The organism is Salmonella sp. SAL-020 (assembly GCF_017372215.1).
In the GTDB taxonomy this organism is placed as follows: Bacteria; Pseudomonadota; Gammaproteobacteria; order Enterobacterales; family Enterobacteriaceae; genus Salmonella; species Salmonella enterica.
In genome coordinates this window covers 4,177,006-4,190,631 of record NZ_CP071690.1, presented here as the reverse complement: position 1 = coordinate 4,190,631, position 13,626 = coordinate 4,177,006, and the positions used below count along the sequence as shown (strand labels likewise).

At 48.8% G+C, this 13,626-nt stretch carries 13 protein-coding genes, 1 tRNA gene and 5 pseudogenes; 9 read left to right on the top strand and 10 right to left on the bottom strand.

Features of this window, described 5'->3' with window-relative positions; all coding sequences use genetic code 11:
- Positions 1 to 93 precede the first annotated feature (93 nt).
- The 4 genes and pseudogenes from J1G48_RS20410 to J1G48_RS20395 all read left to right on the top strand — a co-directional run bounded on the left by J1G48_RS20410 (position 94) and on the right by J1G48_RS20395 (position 4,597).
- A pseudogene (locus J1G48_RS20410) lies at positions 94 to 2,523 on the top strand (DMSO/selenate family reductase complex A subunit).
- Between the two features lie 13 nt (positions 2,524 to 2,536).
- Positions 2,537 to 3,163 carry a DMSO/selenate family reductase complex B subunit gene (locus J1G48_RS20405; protein WP_000816143.1) on the top strand — a complete coding sequence of 209 codons (627 nt, stop codon included), beginning with the start codon at positions 2,537 to 2,539 and terminating at the stop codon, positions 3,161 to 3,163.
- Positions 3,156 to 3,929 (top strand): DmsC/YnfH family molybdoenzyme membrane anchor subunit, encoded by a 774-nt coding sequence (locus J1G48_RS20400; protein WP_000544915.1) that lies wholly within the window; start codon positions 3,156 to 3,158, stop codon positions 3,927 to 3,929. The genes J1G48_RS20405 and J1G48_RS20400 overlap by 8 nt, the downstream gene beginning before the upstream one ends.
- 74 nt (positions 3,930 to 4,003) lie before the next feature.
- Positions 4,004 to 4,597, top strand: a complete 594-nt coding sequence (locus J1G48_RS20395; protein WP_001676223.1) for a molecular chaperone — start codon at positions 4,004 to 4,006, stop codon at positions 4,595 to 4,597.
- Positions 4,598 to 4,680: 83 nt separating this feature from the next.
- Here J1G48_RS20395 and J1G48_RS20390 read toward each other — a convergent pair whose 3' ends face one another.
- A complete protein-coding gene (locus J1G48_RS20390; RefSeq protein WP_000773795.1) occupies positions 4,681 to 6,081 on the bottom strand; it encodes a DUF1996 domain-containing protein in 1,401 nt (466 codons plus the stop codon).
- 303 nt (positions 6,082 to 6,384) lie between these two features.
- Between J1G48_RS20390 and J1G48_RS20385 the strand changes: the two genes are divergently transcribed.
- A complete protein-coding gene (locus J1G48_RS20385; protein WP_001268200.1) occupies positions 6,385 to 7,290 on the top strand; it encodes a YjiK family protein in 906 nt (301 codons plus the stop codon).
- 293 nt (positions 7,291 to 7,583) lie between these two features.
- Here J1G48_RS20385 and J1G48_RS23470 read toward each other — a convergent pair.
- Together J1G48_RS23470 and J1G48_RS20380 are read right to left on the bottom strand one after the other, a co-directional pair.
- A pseudogene (locus tag J1G48_RS23470) lies at positions 7,584 to 7,715 on the bottom strand (hypothetical protein); the annotation flags it as partial.
- Positions 7,716 to 7,826: 111 nt separating this feature from the next.
- Positions 7,827 to 8,075 (bottom strand): annotated as a pseudogene (locus J1G48_RS20380) (Ig-like domain-containing protein); the annotation flags it as partial.
- Between J1G48_RS20380 and J1G48_RS20375 the strand changes: the two are divergent.
- Entirely contained in the window at positions 8,074 to 8,382 is a 309-nt protein-coding gene (locus tag J1G48_RS20375; protein ID WP_072095651.1) for an ABC transporter ATP-binding protein, read from the top strand. The pseudogene J1G48_RS20380 and the gene J1G48_RS20375 sit on opposite strands and share 2 nt — an antisense overlap.
- Here J1G48_RS20375 and rtsB read toward each other — a convergent pair.
- From rtsB to J1G48_RS20360, 3 genes are all read right to left on the bottom strand, one after another.
- A complete protein-coding gene (gene rtsB, locus J1G48_RS20370) occupies positions 8,375 to 8,662 on the bottom strand; it encodes a transcriptional regulator RtsB (protein WP_001541332.1) in 288 nt (95 codons plus the stop codon). The genes J1G48_RS20375 and rtsB overlap by 8 nt on opposite strands.
- A complete protein-coding gene (locus tag J1G48_RS20365) occupies positions 8,659 to 9,534 on the bottom strand; it encodes an AraC family transcriptional regulator (RefSeq protein WP_000921676.1) in 876 nt (291 codons plus the stop codon). The genes rtsB and J1G48_RS20365 overlap by 4 nt, the downstream gene beginning before the upstream one ends.
- A 265-nt stretch (positions 9,535 to 9,799) precedes the next feature.
- A complete protein-coding gene (locus J1G48_RS20360; protein WP_001576552.1) occupies positions 9,800 to 10,021 on the bottom strand; it encodes a hypothetical protein in 222 nt (73 codons plus the stop codon).
- A 316-nt stretch (positions 10,022 to 10,337) separates the two neighbouring features.
- Here J1G48_RS20360 and J1G48_RS20355 point away from each other — a divergent pair, with 316 nt between their 5' ends.
- Together J1G48_RS20355 and J1G48_RS20350 are read left to right on the top strand one after the other, a co-directional pair.
- The gene (locus J1G48_RS20355) at positions 10,338 to 10,631 is read left to right on the top strand and encodes a DUF1778 domain-containing protein (RefSeq protein ID WP_001110452.1); all 294 of its coding nucleotides are present in this window, start codon (positions 10,338 to 10,340) and stop codon (positions 10,629 to 10,631) included.
- Positions 10,628 to 11,119, top strand: coding sequence for a GNAT family N-acetyltransferase (locus J1G48_RS20350; protein ID WP_000626100.1), 492 nt, complete (start codon positions 10,628 to 10,630; stop codon positions 11,117 to 11,119). The genes J1G48_RS20355 and J1G48_RS20350 overlap by 4 nt, the downstream gene beginning before the upstream one ends.
- 247 nt (positions 11,120 to 11,366) lie before the next feature.
- Here J1G48_RS20350 and J1G48_RS20345 read toward each other — a convergent pair whose 3' ends face one another.
- Positions 11,367 to 12,119 (bottom strand): non-specific acid phosphatase, encoded by a 753-nt coding sequence (locus tag J1G48_RS20345; RefSeq protein ID WP_000842433.1) that lies wholly within the window; start codon positions 12,117 to 12,119, stop codon positions 11,367 to 11,369.
- Between the two features lie 99 nt (positions 12,120 to 12,218).
- Positions 12,219 to 12,296: pseudogene (locus tag J1G48_RS23465) on the bottom strand (porin family protein); the annotation flags it as partial.
- A 379-nt stretch (positions 12,297 to 12,675) separates the two neighbouring features.
- Between J1G48_RS23465 and J1G48_RS20340 the strand changes: the two are divergent.
- Positions 12,676 to 12,750 (top strand): annotated as a pseudogene (locus tag J1G48_RS20340) (helix-turn-helix domain-containing protein); the annotation flags it as partial.
- A gap of 79 nt (positions 12,751 to 12,829) precedes the next feature.
- On the opposite strand, the gene J1G48_RS20335 reads toward J1G48_RS20340, so the two are convergent.
- Together J1G48_RS20335 and J1G48_RS20330 are read right to left on the bottom strand one after the other, a co-directional pair.
- A tRNA-Phe gene (locus tag J1G48_RS20335) sits at positions 12,830 to 12,905 on the bottom strand.
- Between the two features lie 115 nt (positions 12,906 to 13,020).
- Complete coding sequence (locus J1G48_RS20330; RefSeq protein WP_001188509.1) at positions 13,021 to 13,596, bottom strand: transcriptional regulator; 576 nt, start codon at positions 13,594 to 13,596, stop codon at positions 13,021 to 13,023.
- Positions 13,597 to 13,626: the final 30 nt, after the last annotated feature.

Sequence of the window (13,626 nt, the reverse complement as noted above, 5' to 3'; positions counted from 1 at the left end):
GATCACAATCAATCAGCGCTAATATTTAATCTATTATGATTAGTTTTCATTACATATTATTAATAATTATGGAAGCAATGTGAGAAATAAAAAATGGAAATAAAAAAATGGCTGAACACAACCATAACCCGACGTGATGCTATTGTCGCTACTGCAAAAGTAGGGGCGGCGGTGACGCTAAGCTAGGCGATTACGCTGCCTTTTGCTACCACTGCCCAGGCGCAGGATACCCCGATACCGAAGGATGCCAACGGCGAAACCGTCAGGCACAGCGCCTGTCTGGTCAACTGTGGCAGCCGATGCCCGCTTAAGGTTATCGTGAAAAATGATCGCATTGTGCGTATTGAACCGGAAGACGCGAAAGATGACGCGGTATTCGGCGAGCATCAGATTCGTCCCTGCCTGCGCGGGCGTTCCAGTCGCTGGCGCGTCTATAGCCCGGATCGCATTAAGTATCCGATGAAAAGAGTGGGAAAACGCGGCGAAGGAAAATTTAAACGTATTTCATGGGATGAGGCCACAGCCTTTATTGCGGCAGAATTAACGCGCGTTAGCGAAAAATATGGCCGGGAAGCTATTTATTATAATTATCAATCCGGCGCGTATTATCACACGCAGGGCAGACCCGCCTGGATAAGATTACTAAATCTCACCGGCGGTTATTTAAATTATCACAACACCTATTCCACGGCGCAAATCGCCACCGCCACGCCTTATACCCACGGTGATTATGTCGGTAGCCATTTTACGCAGATCGCGCATTCCGATCTGGTGGTGCTATTTGGCCTGAATCTCTCAGAAACGCGGATGTCCGGCGGCGGTCAGGTTGAAGAGCTGCGCCGGGCGCTGGAGACCTCGAAAGCCCGGGTCATTATTATCGATCCGCGCTATACCGATTCGGTGATTACCGAACACGCCGAATGGCTACCGATTCGCCCAACCACGGACGCTGCGTTAGTCGCCGGCATAGCGCATACGCTGATTACCGAACAGCTTCTCGACGAGGCGCTGGTAAACCGCTATTGCGTCGGCTATGACCGTAGCACCTTGCCGGACACGGCTGCGCCTAACGCCAGCTATAAAGATTATGTTCTTGGCACGGGCGACGACGGTATCGCGAAAACCCCGGAATGGGCGGCGGATATCACCGGTATTCCGGCAACGCGTATTCGCCAACTGGCGCGCGAAATCGCCTCGGCGCGCGCCTGCTATATTTGCCAAGGCTGGGGGCCGCAGCGTCATGCCAACGGCGAACAAACCGTGCGTGCTATTCAGACGCTGCCAGCGTTAACCGGCCACTTCGGGCGGCCCGGCACCAACAATGGCAACTGGCCTTACGGTACGCCGTATGGCGTGCCATTGTTGCCTGTCGGTAAGAATCCGATCACAACCTCTATTCCTTGCTATCTGTGGACGGACGCCATTCAGCATCCGGAGAAAATGACCGCGACGACAATGGGTGTGAAAGGCGCGGACAGGCTAAAAACCGGAATTAAGCTGTTTTTCAACCAGGCCGGTAATACCTTGCTGAATCAGCACGGCGAAACGAACCGCACCCGACAAATTCTCGCGGATGAATCGCTGTGTGAAACCATTATCGTGATTGAAAACCATATGACGCCCAGCGCGATGTATGCGGATCTGCTGTTGCCGGAGACCAGCTATCTTGAGGCGGAAGACCTGGTGGACAGCTCCTATGCGGCGGGATCGCATAACTATATGATTGCGATTCAGAAAACCGTTAAACCGATGTGGGAAGTGCGCAGCACGTATGACATCTGCGCGGATATCGCCGGGCATCTTGGACTGCGCGAGCAATATACCGAGGGCCGAACTCAGGCGCAGTGGGCGGAGATGCACTATCAGCAGATCCGTGAAAAACGTCCATACCTGCCGGAGTGGAGCGTGGCGAAAGAGATGGGTGTGATTGACCAGCGTATCGCTACCGAGCAGCAGAGCCTTGCGTTTGCCGATTTCCGCGCCGACGCCGAGGCTAATCCACTCTCCACACCGTCGGGCAAAATTGAAATTTACTCCCAGGCGCTGGCGGATCTGGCGCAAACGTGGACGTTGCCAGAAGGCGAGCGAATTCCCGCATTGCCGGAATTTTGTCCGGCGAAAGAGTCGCACCTTAACAAAGCGCTGACGGCGAAGTATCCGTTGCAGTTAAGCGGCTTCCATACCAAAGGGCATACCCACTCGACCTACAGCAATGTGCTGATGCTGCATGAGGCGGTGCCGGATGAAGTCTGGATTAACCCGATTGACGCCAGCGCCCGCCAACTGAAGTCCGGCGATCGGGTGCATGTATTCAATGACCGCGGCGTGGTGGAGCTTCCCTGTAAAGTGACCCAGCGCATTTTACCCGGCGTGGCGGCGATGCCGCAGGGCGCGTGGACGCGGCTTGACGGCAACGGCGTTGATGTCGGCGGCTGTATCAATACGCTGACCAGCCACCACCCTTCGCCGCTGGCGAAAGGCAATCCGCAGCATACCAATCTGGTTGAAATTAAACGCGCTTAAGGAGTGATGTACGATGAAACAGTATGGCTTTTATGTTGACTCCTCGCGCTGTTCAGGCTGTAAAACCTGCCAGGTAAGCTGCAAGGATAATAAAGATCTGGATGTCGGTCCGAAACTGCGCCGCGTCTATGAATATGGCGGCGGAAGCTGGGTGAAAGAGGGGGAAAGCTGGCATCACGACACCTTTACCTACTACCTCTCTATTGCTTGTAACCATTGCGATGAGCCGGTATGTGTCTCCGGCTGTCCGACCGGGGCGATGCATAAACGCAAAGAAGATGGTCTGGTCGTGGTGGATGACAGCGTATGCGTCGGCTGTCGTTATTGTGAAATGCGCTGCCCCTACGGCGCGCCGCAGTTTGATACGCAGGCGAACGTGATGCGTAAGTGCGACGGTTGTCTTGACCGACTGGAGAACAATCTGCGCCCTATTTGTGTGGATTCTTGCCCGCAGCGAGCGCTGGATTTCGGCCCTGTCGATGAATTACGGGCAAAATATGGCACGGAGAATCAAATCGCGCCGCTGCCTTCGGCGTCGTTCACCCATCCTAACCTCATTATTAAACCGCATCCGAAAGCGAGACCCACGGGCGATACGGAAGGCGCAATCATGAACATTCGGGAGGTGCGCCATGCATGAGTTACCGCTGGTCTTTTTTACGGTCTTTACCCAGAGCGCGGTCGGCGCGTTTATTCTGCTGCTGATTGGCGGCGCAATGGGGCTGGTCGCGCCGCGGCGTAAGGCTATCGGTCTGTTCTCGGTGATGTGCCTGTTTGGGATTGGCGTCGTTGTCGGCACCTTCCACGTCGGGCAACCGCTGCGTGCGCTGAATATGCTGCTGCGCGTCGGACATTCGCCGATGAGTAACGAGATTGCCTTGTCGGCGGCTTTTGCGGCGCTCGGCGGTCTGGGGGCGCTCGGTTTATTCCTGAACCGTGCGACGCCGCTGTGTAACGCGTTGGTCTGGTTGGCGGCGATAGTCGGAGTAGTCTTCTTATACGCCGTTCCGCAGATTTACCAACTGCCGACGGTGGCGACCTGGCGTTCATCTTACACCACGGCAATGATGATATTGACGCCGTTGATTGGCGGCGGCGCGTTGGCGGCATTGTTTGGCGTGCGCCGTCTGGGGCTACTGGTCAGCGTGTTGGCGATTTTGGTGAGCTTTTGTCTGCGCCCGGGCTATATGGCGACGCTGATGAGCGCCGATAGCGCTCTGACCGCTGCGCAGCATAGCTGGTTTACCGCCCAGGCGATATTGCTGGCGGCGGGCGTGGTCGGGGTGGTGGTCTGCGCGCGCCTGAAATCGAGCGCTGCGGTGCTGGCCATGACGGCTGTGGTGGTTATCGCGGCGGAGTTGGCGGGTAGGATTGCGTTTTACAATCTGTGGACGCTGCCAATGTAGTTTTTGCCCGGCTTGTGCCATGTAAGCCTGATCAGCGTAGCGTCATCAGGCGAAATATTTCAGGAGCTATTGCTATGCCTTCCCGTGCTGTTTTGCCGCGTATCCTCGGCGCACTGTTTTACTACTCCCCTGAGAGGCCGGAGGTGAAAGCGTTGTTCGATTGTTTGCCAACGTTGCCTGAGCTTTACCCCTGGCGCGATCGCGGACCTATTGAATCACTGTGTGCGTCATGGTCGCTACCGGATGATGATGCGCTTACATGGCAATTTTCCGTGTTGTTTGAAGGCCAGGGAAAGATGCCCGTCCCGCCCTGGGGATCGGTCTATCTGGAAAAAGATAATTTGCTGATGGGGGAAACCACCGCCGATTATCGAGCTTTTTTACAGTCGCAGGGAATGGTATTCACTGACCGTGAACGCGAGCCGGAAGATCAGTTTGGCCTGATGCTATTAGCCTGTAGCGATCTGCTGGCACGAGGCGACAACGTGGCGGCCAACCGGTTACTGGAGGCGCATCTGCTGCCCTGGGGATTCCGCTATCTGGAATTGCTGCAACGCAATACCGTTAGCGCCTTCTATGCCCGGCTTGCCGTCATAGCGACCTGTTATCTGCAGGATGTTCAGCAGCAACAGGGACTACAGCCTGAGAATAAACGGTTGTTTTTCTGAGGTATTGGTCAGGTTTTGATGACGTGCCGTAATACTTGTGCCGCCATTGTGCCCGCTGTTGCGTCAGCGGGCACAGTTTACTATTACAGCTCCGGCGTCTTTTTGAAACCGGTCAGCATCAGCACCAGGCTCTGTTTTGAGTCCGCTGGCGTGAAGTCGTAGTGATTTCCCTGACGGTCGCCGCCGATATACCAGGATATTTCCGTTTTCCCTTCCGCCAGCGCTTTGCGCACCGCTTTATCGACATCAACCATGCGATACTCATGTGAATGGTCCAGATATAACACGGCATCGGAACGGTAGTTGATCGCCGGTTTATTGTTCCAGGACACGGTACTGACGTGCCAGTCACTGCTGGTCGGGTAAAAGAAAATTTGATCGGCGCCGTTCGTTTCCGTTTTGCCGCCAAAAAGGCGAATACGGTATTTGAATAGCGAAGTGTCCATATTGGCAGGCAGGGGCGGGATCTTAAATTTCACCAGCGTGAGCGTTTCCGGGTGCTGCGTGCGTCCGCCATTTGTCCAGTCATCCTGTACGTACAAGGTATCGACGCTGGCATGAGGCTTGTCGTCTTCGCTGCTTACCCAGGTATTTTCTTCCGCTTTACTGTAGGCGTAAGGAACCGTAGTGCCGCAATCCAGTCCCTGATTCATACACAGATCCGTCATAAACTGCGCGCCATCTTCCGTCCAGCCATTCATAAAATCGGCATGGGCGGTATAAAGACTTCCCCAGCGCTCTTCCCGGGTTTCGCCATGCATTACCGGGTCCATCGACAATTCCACTTTGGACGTATCCAGCGAGGAGATCTGCGGGAGTACCCAGGCGATGTTCATATTCACCGTTGGGATTTTGACCGGATAGTCTGCGGAACATTTCCCGTGGTCGGCATAGATAGCGTTATTGTGGCTATGGGTTGGTTTCAGGTTGACGCCATCCCAACAGTTGGGGAAAGCGATCCCGATATTAAACTGGACGGCATCGCCCGCTTTACGCAGGCCGCATATTTCGCCTACCTTGTTGGTGTAACCTTTGCCGTTGGCACATAAAAAGGTGATTGCGGTACTGGGGCCAGTACCGTGATGATCGCCTGCCAGTAACTCCAGCCCGGCCGGGAATGGATGGAGCGGATATTGCGCTACATTTGTGGATTGATAATAGGTCTTTTGGTAGGTCGGATTTACGATTTCACCATCGGGTAATTTCATGGACGGTGCCCAGTAAGCGGAGCTGTCGGCTTTATTATCACAGGTGGTATCGGGTTGCGCGCGCAACGTCTGGTAGGTAGAGACCGCGTCGGTGTGGGTGTTGCCAAAAAAGTCATGCCACATCGCCTGATTCGCTTTACCAAACATCATAATCGCGTCATCGCCCAGCGTGTGGTGATAGCCGCACACGACATGCGCCTGAGGACCGGCATGGGCCGGGAATGCGCCAGCGGCAACGAGCGTAGCCAGGCTGACGGTAATAAGGTTGAGTTTCATTTTTTTGCTGCCCGGTTGAATAGAAGTGGAAGCAGCAATAGCAGATCAGATTGCGGTGTTACATCTCATTAATTATCACTTTTTGTCATTCGTCCTGCATACAGAGAAGAATTTGCAGACTTACTATTTAAATAATTAGCCGAAACTACCCTCCTCTTGATTATGTCAATTTACAAAAAGGGGACGTTAGTGATTAAAATCGGGCTTTTTGTGATAACCCTCACTATTTCATTTTGCCTATGCTAATGGCGCTCGCCATAACCGAATAACGATTCTATCGGACATCGGCTTTATTTTTAAGAAATGCGTTACGACATCAGTCGTGACGCGATCTGCTATGGATTTTTTATGAGATTACTAAAACGCGTTATTGTGGTTGTACTCTTGGGCGTGATTTTATTTATGGTCAGGGACGATATACGCTATGTTTATCAACTGATCCTCAAATATGGTGATAAACCCTCGGCGCTAGCACTGAGTAGCTATAAAGCGGTTATTCAGCAAAAACCAGTCGCAGGAGTTAAGAGTAACCTTTCAGGTTTGACCTACTCCGCCGAAGACAGGATGCTTTTCGCCGTTATTAATAATCCCCCTGAACTGGTCTGGTTAACGACAGAAGGGCAGCTGGTAGGACGGATGCCGCTGCAGGGCATCCACGACCCGGAGTCTATTGCATGGAGTGGGGGCAACCAGTTCCAGATAGGCAGTGAGAAAGATGGCGCGGTCTATAAAACACAGGTGGATATTCAGCGCGGCACCATGCAGATAATCTCCATGGTGAAGCTTGAGGGCTATGACAAAGCAAAAAATAAAGGGCTGGAAGGTACGGCATGGGATGCGAAAAATGAGAGATTATATGCCGCAAAAGAAAGAAAACCCATTATGATCAAAGAAGTAGAGATGAGCAAAAATGGTATCACCAGAGCGTTGCCTTCTGCCATCACTGCGAGTGTGAGCGATGTCTCCGGACTTGAATACCATGCCCCAACGGATTCGCTGCTGGTGTTGTCGGACGAGTCAAAAATGATTCTTGAGGTCAGTTCCGAGTGGCGGGTGCGCGATCGATTGTTCCTGACGGCGGAGTGGTCAGGGCTCAGAGACGATATCCCCCAGCCAGAAGGGATTGCCATGGATAATGAAAATAATTTGTATATTGTGAGTGAACCAAATCTGTTTTATAAATTTTCGTGTGATATACAGAATGACTAAAATCTATTTTTACTGTCACAGTATGCTAAAACAGAACAAGGTTATTAATACCATGATTTGACGATTGTTTGATTCGTTGATTCATTGTTGGGGATATTTATGTTTTACTTACCTCAGTAACGGATTACTTTGTGGTGTAGCGTAACGGTAATTGTCCTCCTCATATTTGCGGCAGCGTAGTCTGCCGCTTTTTTTTATAAATTAACTCTCTCTGTAATAATTAACAGACAATGAATATTATTCTGTTTTTTCAGCAGGCCTCCGAAGAGACCTCGCATGGTGATGTTTAGTTATCAGGCATAATATTCTTCATCAACACTTACCGAATGCCATGTCGCCTCGCTAAGCGAAATCATTTCATCTACGCCGGAACTCTTGTTAACCGGGTTTTTCGTCGGCGATGTGCCTGTAAATGTTCCACTGGCGGCGGCGCTATTACCAGCGGGATCGGTGGCCGTTATGGTGTACTGATTTGCCCCCGACAGAATAGCGGGTTGCGGAACAGAAACATGTCAGTTACTGATATCGTTATCGATACTGGCGGTGTAGTCCGTATCGTTGACCGTGACCTTCACCTGAATATCCTGATGCGCCTCCACGACTCCCTTAAGGGTGACGGTGTTATCCAGACTGTTAACAGTCGATCCCAACGTTGGTTCGGCGGACGGTTGTGTATCAATAGTCAGCTTAATTGTTGCGTGAGCTTCTGAGGAGCCGATGAAGGTCGGTGTATTGATGTTAGTGATATTATCGCCTCTGGCGCCAATATCACTATTATCCTTCATGGAACGTACTGGCGGTGTAGAGTCTATCGTCAGCCAGCCGATAGACAGCGAAGAATTATCCATAGCGTTTGCGGAACGAACACTGATTGATCAGCTTTCATTCACTGCTGTTCCCGGAGATTTTATGGGTATTATCGGTACATCAGGTTCAGGTAAATCTTCTTTAATCAAAGCACTATCAAATTCCAGTCATTGCTATACGGGAACAGTTAAATTAAACAACGTAGATATCACACCGATCTCTGAAGATGATATCCAGAGTTGCCTTGCCTACCACTCTACCAACATTCTAGGAAAAATTACGTAATATCGACTGATATATAAAACTCATTCAGCATCAAATGGATTAATTCAACATCAGTAGTAATATCCATTTTTTTATAGGCTGATCTCTTTTGTGTTGAAATCGTTTTTATATTTCGATCTAATAAATTTGAGCAACTTTTAACAGATAATCCTGCTGCCACGTAATAAATAACTTTTTTTTCGCTCAATGTTAGGTCGAATTTTTTAGCGAGCAACAGAATCCCGTCTTTTATATTAATATGTTTTGCTTTGTTCTTATACTGCATTGTCAGATATCTCAATTAACATATTGATGACGAGAGGAAGATAAAAACGCTAAAAATTCCGATGGTGTAGTTTTGAAATGTTTTTTAAAAACGCATGTAAAATAAGAAGCACTATCATAACCACACATATAAGCCACTCGAGTAATATTATATTCACTATTGCGTAGAAGTTTTGTCGCTTTATTCATTCGCGCATTAAGGTAAACTTCGCTGAATGAGGTGTTCTCTTGTTTCAATTTCCTTTTTAATGTGGAACAACTCATATAGAGTGAGTCAGAAATATCCTTGAGCGCCCATTTTCGACTTATGTCGCTTATAATAATATTATAGATATTTTCGGCTAATGTATTTTGCGATAGTTCTCTAAAGAGGGCAAATGCTTCAGGTTCATAGATGAACTCTGAAAGTAGAAATCTTATTAAATATTCCTTTTTATCTTGGGATAATTTCTGGCTTTTATTTGAAGAGTGTAAAAGGTTGAATACTCTTGCTACGCCTGTTTCTATTGGCGCTAACAGATGTTTTGTCGTCGGTTTTGTTAATGGGGCCGAAAAGTCTGCATGTTCATACAGAAAAAAATTATAAGCATTTTTTATTGACGCAGAATCTAATTCAATTAAATTATAATTTAACTGTTCATGAGTCTCTTCCATAGTGATATGAATAGTTTGATCTTTAGCTAAAAATATTAACATTGGCCCTGATGCCGTAATATACTCCCCGGACGATGTCGTAATTGAAATTTTACCCGTGGTGAGCTTGATGAGTACGGACTGCAGTAAATTTAATCCCTGAAGTGATAAGGATTTCCTCTGCCAGTTTTGCGCTGATTGTAAACATTCAATGCTCCCCACCTGGACAGGTGAGGGATTAAATACTTTTAGCATGATAATTTCCTTTTATTAAATGTGCGTGTAAATCAAAAATTATTCTGAAAAATATTTCAAAAGAAAACTAATATATAGCTATATAATTATTTGCGAACTTAAGGTATCAGGTGGCGATCTTTTCATTTTCTATGGAAAATGCTATTTTATATTGCATTTCTACATATTATAGTATCGTTAAAAAACTATGTCGCGTATAAAAAAAAGATGGAAATTTACAAGAATTGGCTCATGTTATTATCAATTTATCTCTTTAAAATTTGAATTAAGTAATAATTGCCTTTAATCTTTTAGAGAATAGCTCTTTAATTTCATGGAGGTAGTTAGCATGAGGTATAAGATCTGATGTTAATTTGTGATAAGGTTTATCCTGGATGTAAATATTAACGCTCTCGGCCAGGAAAGGCATACAACGCGGTAAATATATACTGCGGCGGGTAGACGGTGTAGCGATATCCGGAAGTTTGAGGGGAGGGGAAGCATTCAATCGTATGGTTGGCTTTATGAAAAACGGTGTAACACGTTATTGAGGTTCTTACTGTGCGTATCCGTTAGGTTTATGCTTTCTGATTATATAATGTTGCGTGTTTTGGCACGGCAGTATTGAATCTTTTGCTGCGTCGGCCCCGAGGAGGAATCACTCACAGCGAATGCCAGCGCACAGCCTGGTACTGAATCTCTAAATGAGTAGAAAACCTTTCGGTTCGATACTCCGGTTCTATTCCTTCTAAATTTATCGTAATGACATCTGCGTTACGCGTGTTGTATACTTAATATCCACAGAAGTACAAGAGGACAACACTATGCCAGCCGCAAACAGTATGGCGATGAAACGCGAAACCCTGAACCTGCGTATCAAACCCGCCGAGCGCGATCTTATTGATCGAGCGGCGAAAGCCAGAGGGAAAAACCGCACTGACTTTGTGCTGGAAGCTGCCCGTGCTGCCGCCGAGGAAGCGCTGATCGAACAACGCATCATTATGGCCGATCCAGAGGCTTATCAGGAGTTTCTCGTTCGTTTGGATCAAACACCTTCACCTAATGCCGCACTGCGTAAAACCATGCAGACCCCTGCGCCGTGGGAGCAGGAAAAATGATCTCCACCCCTGAGCCGCTTCATGCCGGACATATTCTTACTCCGTTTTGCTGCGGTGTGGATTCTATAGATAACTGGCTGAAACAGCGGGCGATGAAAAATCAGACCACTGGCGCGTCCCGTACCTTTGTGTGTTGTGGCAGCGATTCGAACGTACTGGCCTATTACTCGCTGGCGTCCAGCGCGGTCACGACGAATACCTCCCCCGGTCGCTTTCGTCGCAATATGCCTGACCCGATTCCGGTTGTGGTATTGGGGCGTCTGGCGGTGGATAAATCGCTTCATGGGCAGGGCGTCGCTCGGGCGCTGGTACGCGACGCAGGGCTGCGGGTTATTCAGGTGGCGGAGACTATCGGCATTCGTGGGATGCTGGTTCACGCCCTGTCGGATGAAGCGCGGGAATTTTATCAGCGGGTGGGGTTTGTACCGTCGCCGATGGATCCGATGATGTTGATGGTGACGTTGGGGGATTTGGTGGAGAGTGTTTAAACTCCAGAACGCATCCCTTAGCTTCTGATGGCCGGAATTCGCTGTGGATAGTCAGTGAGCCAGACCGGTTTTACCGCTTCAGCCGGACAACGACGTCATGACGGTCTGGACGGACTGCAAACGGGGGAAGGGGGCGTTGAATTCATGCGAATCGGGGAAACCAAAGGCATTCTCCACGCCCGGCCGCTCCTACGCAGTTGCACTTCCTTTCATTTGCTGTGGCCAGTTTGCGGGAAGACTTTCACCTTCAGTAATTAAGTTCGGGGTGATCTTCTTTACTCAATAAATTATTTTTGTCGTTCAGCTCCTCACGGACTTTTGCCAGTGACTTCTGAAATGCCGGGATTGTTTGCAGTCTTGCAAACTCTACTGCTCCCACATAACGACCAGCATCAACATCGCTTTGCCAGTGAGCACCGCATATCACTCTGCTTTGCCCGAACTCCCATCCTCGTCTGGCGAGCTCCTGCGCGCGTTCCGGTCTGGCCTCGGATAATACTAATGCCAGAAGTGTACCATAAGCAGTATGCCCGGAAGGGTAAGAGCCATCTTTTCGCAAAGTATTCTCATCTTCAGGACGGCAGGTGGAATGATTAAATAAGACAAAGGGACGAGTGCGCATATAATATTTTTTTGCCGAAGCAGTAGCGTAGTAGCCGCCCATTGTCAGAAGATTCTGTAACATATTCCAGGTTTCTGGCGTATCTTTGGGATTAATTTTAGCACCCACTACTGGCGAGAATATTCTGGCTATATTTTCCACGCTTACATCTGCATCCTCAGCAGCTTGTTTCCATCGCGGGGAACTCTTTATCGCATAGCCCTTAAAATAAGCCTCCTTATCATAGCGGAAAGCCGGATCATCATTACCTGGCGGTGGTGGTAAGTAGAACTGACTGTTCACTGATTCTTCAGGAGAATGAAAGGGTTGCACTGTTTCTGCTGATGTATATTTAGCTACGATCAGTGGTAGAAAAAATACTAAATAACGACTTTTCATAAAGACTCACTCCGGATCAGGCAATAATAAACAGATGTAATCCTATAATGATTTATTGCAATGGTTATTCAACATACAGGTAAAAAAGCAGGACGCTGCACTGGTATTATTGTCTGTCCATACCGGACTGACTGTAGCGGACAACAGAACAATACCGGTACTTCCGGCTAACAGCATTTTGTTTAAATTTTCTCCCCGGTTGTTTTTTATCTGCGTGCCTGACTGACACGCATTAGGTTAAAATCTTTCCGTAATAACAAACTATGAATAAGTATTTTAAAGTATGTGCTCTGTTACCCCGGTAACTACCATCAGTCATGATGTGCTGAGTATTAATTTATGATTATGAACAAGAGTCGGAAACAGTATTTAAGAATAAAGAAGCCGACAAAGAAAAAATGCCAAAACTGGCGAAGGGATTATTGTTTTCAGTGATGAAAAAGTTCATGGCGGAGATATTGGACTCACTTGTCGGGGTTAGCGAACCGTCAGATGAAGTGATAGGCGTTATTACTGGTAATAATCTCCCTGTAGCTAAGTAAGCTTTTGACCCTAGCCCAAAGGTGAGCGGCTGATCGACGAAGCGCTGGGCGTTGCGCCAGAGAAAATCTGGCCTTCTCGTTATAGCTAGTCAGACCAGAGATGGGGGCTACGGATTTCCATTCCCAGAAAAGCAAAAACCCAGCCATAGGCTGGATTTTCTGAATAAGTGGTGCCCGGACTCGGAATCGAACCAAGGACACGGGGATTTTCAATCCCCTGCTCTACCGACTGAGCTATCCGGGCAACGGGGCGCATTAAACCGTAAAGGGGCGCGGTCGTCAACGGCTTTACACGAAAAAAGTGATAAAAGCGCGCTGACTGCCTGCTTTTCAGGCAAAATGCATAAAATCAGTACCCGTCAGGTGAGCGCGCCACCCTGACGGCACTGTGCAAAACGCAGAATATCTTCCGCCAACCGCTGAGCGGTATCTACATCAGCCTGACTGCGGTTGACCAGCATTCGGCTGAGACAACCTTCCAGCACGAGCTCCATCTGCCTTGCGACCATCGCCGGATCGTCAATTTCCAGCGTGGTCAGTAGCTCATGGGTAAAATCATGTGCCGCGCGTTTTTGTTGATTGGCCAGTTGGTGAATAGGATGGGTTGGGTCGGGATAAAACGTACAGGCGGCAATGAACAAGCAACCAGGATAACGGTTATTACTGACACATTCCGAAAGCGCGCTGTAGCGTGCCAGTAGCTTTTGTTCAGCAGAAAGCGTCTCATCAAGAAGAAGCTGGCGTCGCCAGATATCTACCTGCTGACTCAGATAACGTAGCGCGTCATATAAAATGGCTTCTTTATCTGGCCAGAAACGCTGTAATGTGTCGAGTGGGCGATTTACGCGCTCCGCCACCATTTCCAGCGTAGTATCGGCTATCCCTTGCGTCTCCAGTAATTTCAGGGCTTCTCCCAGAATATCTTCACGTTGCACGGTATTCTCCTCCGTCTTTGCTTTTGCAAG